This is a genomic window from Streptomyces sp. SID14478, assembly GCF_010548525.1.
Lineage (GTDB): Bacteria > Actinomycetota > Actinomycetes > Streptomycetales > Streptomycetaceae > Streptomyces.
In genome coordinates this window covers 1-1,349 of sequence record NZ_JAAGMG010000653.1, presented here as the reverse complement: position 1 = coordinate 1,349, position 1,349 = coordinate 1, and the positions used below count along the sequence as shown (strand labels likewise).

Below are 1,349 nucleotides of genomic sequence, written 5' to 3'. Positions count from 1 at the left end.
CGGCCGCGACCTGGGCGGCCCCGCCGCCCGGCTCGGGGTCCACGACCGCCACGGTCAGCCCGCGCTGCGCGGCCCGCCACGCGGTGACCAGGCCGATGATGCCGCCGCCGACGACCAGTACGTCGGTGGCTTCGGACGGAGTACGCGACATGGGCGTCCAGCCCCTCCCTTCGCCGGCATGACCCGGATCAGGTTCGTACGGTCGGAGGCCGTCCAGCCTCCCTCTCAGCCCGCTGCGTACGGGCTCCCGCGAGTGCTTTACGTTGGCCACCCTAGCCGTTCGGTATCACCTCCAGTAAGGGAGCCCCTGCCCGTGGCCCGCTCGCTCGACGGTCTCGTACTCGCCCCTGTCGCCGACCAGGCCCCGGGCCAGGTGGGTACGCGCACGCGTTTCGCCTATCAGGAGAAGGACGGCCGGATCTGGGCCGCCTATGAAGGTGGCGACGTCGTACAGGGGCACCTCGTAGGGACCCGCTCCGGCGACCGCCTCGACTTCCGCTACGTCCAGCTGAAGACCGACGGGAGCACGTCCTCGGGGCACTGCGTCTCGACCGTGTCCGAGCTGCCGGACGGCCGTGTACGGCTCGACGAGACCTGGGAATGGGAGTCGCAGGAGGGCAGCGGGACCAGCGTGGTCGAGGAGACGGCGGCTCCGGTGTGATCCCCCCGGATCTCCGAACGTGCTCCCTAAACCGGTGACACGTGTGCAGGACGTCACGGCGCGGGAGTGGTCCGCGCCGCTGACTGACGCAAGATCAGGTGCCTATGGTGATCCCGTGAGCGAGCAGCAGAGCGGCAACAGGACACCTGAAGAGCGACGGCGCGCCGTCATCGTCGGCGCGGGGATGGCCGGCGTGCAGACGGCCGTGGCACTGCGCGAACAGGGCTTCCCGGGCACCGTCACGCTGATCGGCGCCGAGCCCCACCAGCCCTACGACCGGCCGCCGCTGTCCAAGGCCGTCCTGCTCGGCAAGGCCGAGGGCTCCGCCTTCGACGTGGACTTCGAGGCACTCGGCGTCACCCTGGACTTGGGGCGCGAGGTGACCGGACTGCGTCCCGGCGACCACGAGCTGGACACCGCCGAGGGCCCGGTCCCCTACGACGTCCTCGTCGTCGCGACCGGTGCCGAACCGATCCGGCTGCCCGGCGCGCAGGACCTGCCCGGGGTGCACCTGCTGCGCACCCTCGACGACGCCGAGCGGCTGCGGCCCGTGCTGGCCGAGCAGCACGACGTGGTGGTCGTGGGCGCCGGCTGGATCGGCGCCGAGTTCGCCACGGCCGCCCGTGAGGCCGGCTGCCGGGTCACCGTCGTGGAGGCCGCCGAGCGGCCCCTGGCCGGGGCGCTGCCC

General features: G+C 72.6%; 3 protein-coding genes and 1 riboswitch. Of the genes, 2 read left to right on the top strand and 1 reads right to left on the bottom strand.

Annotation, left to right across the window (positions count from 1 at the left end):
• Positions 1–151, bottom strand: a 151-nt coding sequence (locus G3I40_RS21725) for an FAD-dependent oxidoreductase (protein WP_164303808.1), incomplete at its 3' end; no start/stop codon positions are given.
• Positions 149–261: riboswitch (TPP riboswitch) on the bottom strand. Its footprint overlaps the gene before it by 3 nt.
• A 52-nt stretch (positions 262–313) precedes the next feature.
• On the opposite strand from G3I40_RS21725, the gene G3I40_RS21720 reads away from it, so the two are divergent.
• Positions 314–661, top strand: coding sequence for a hypothetical protein (locus G3I40_RS21720; protein ID WP_164303807.1), 348 nt, complete (start codon positions 314–316; stop codon positions 659–661).
• Positions 662–845: 184 nt separating this feature from the next.
• Positions 846–1,349, top strand: a 504-nt coding sequence (locus G3I40_RS21715; RefSeq protein WP_239091872.1) for an FAD-dependent oxidoreductase, incomplete at its 3' end; no start/stop codon positions are given.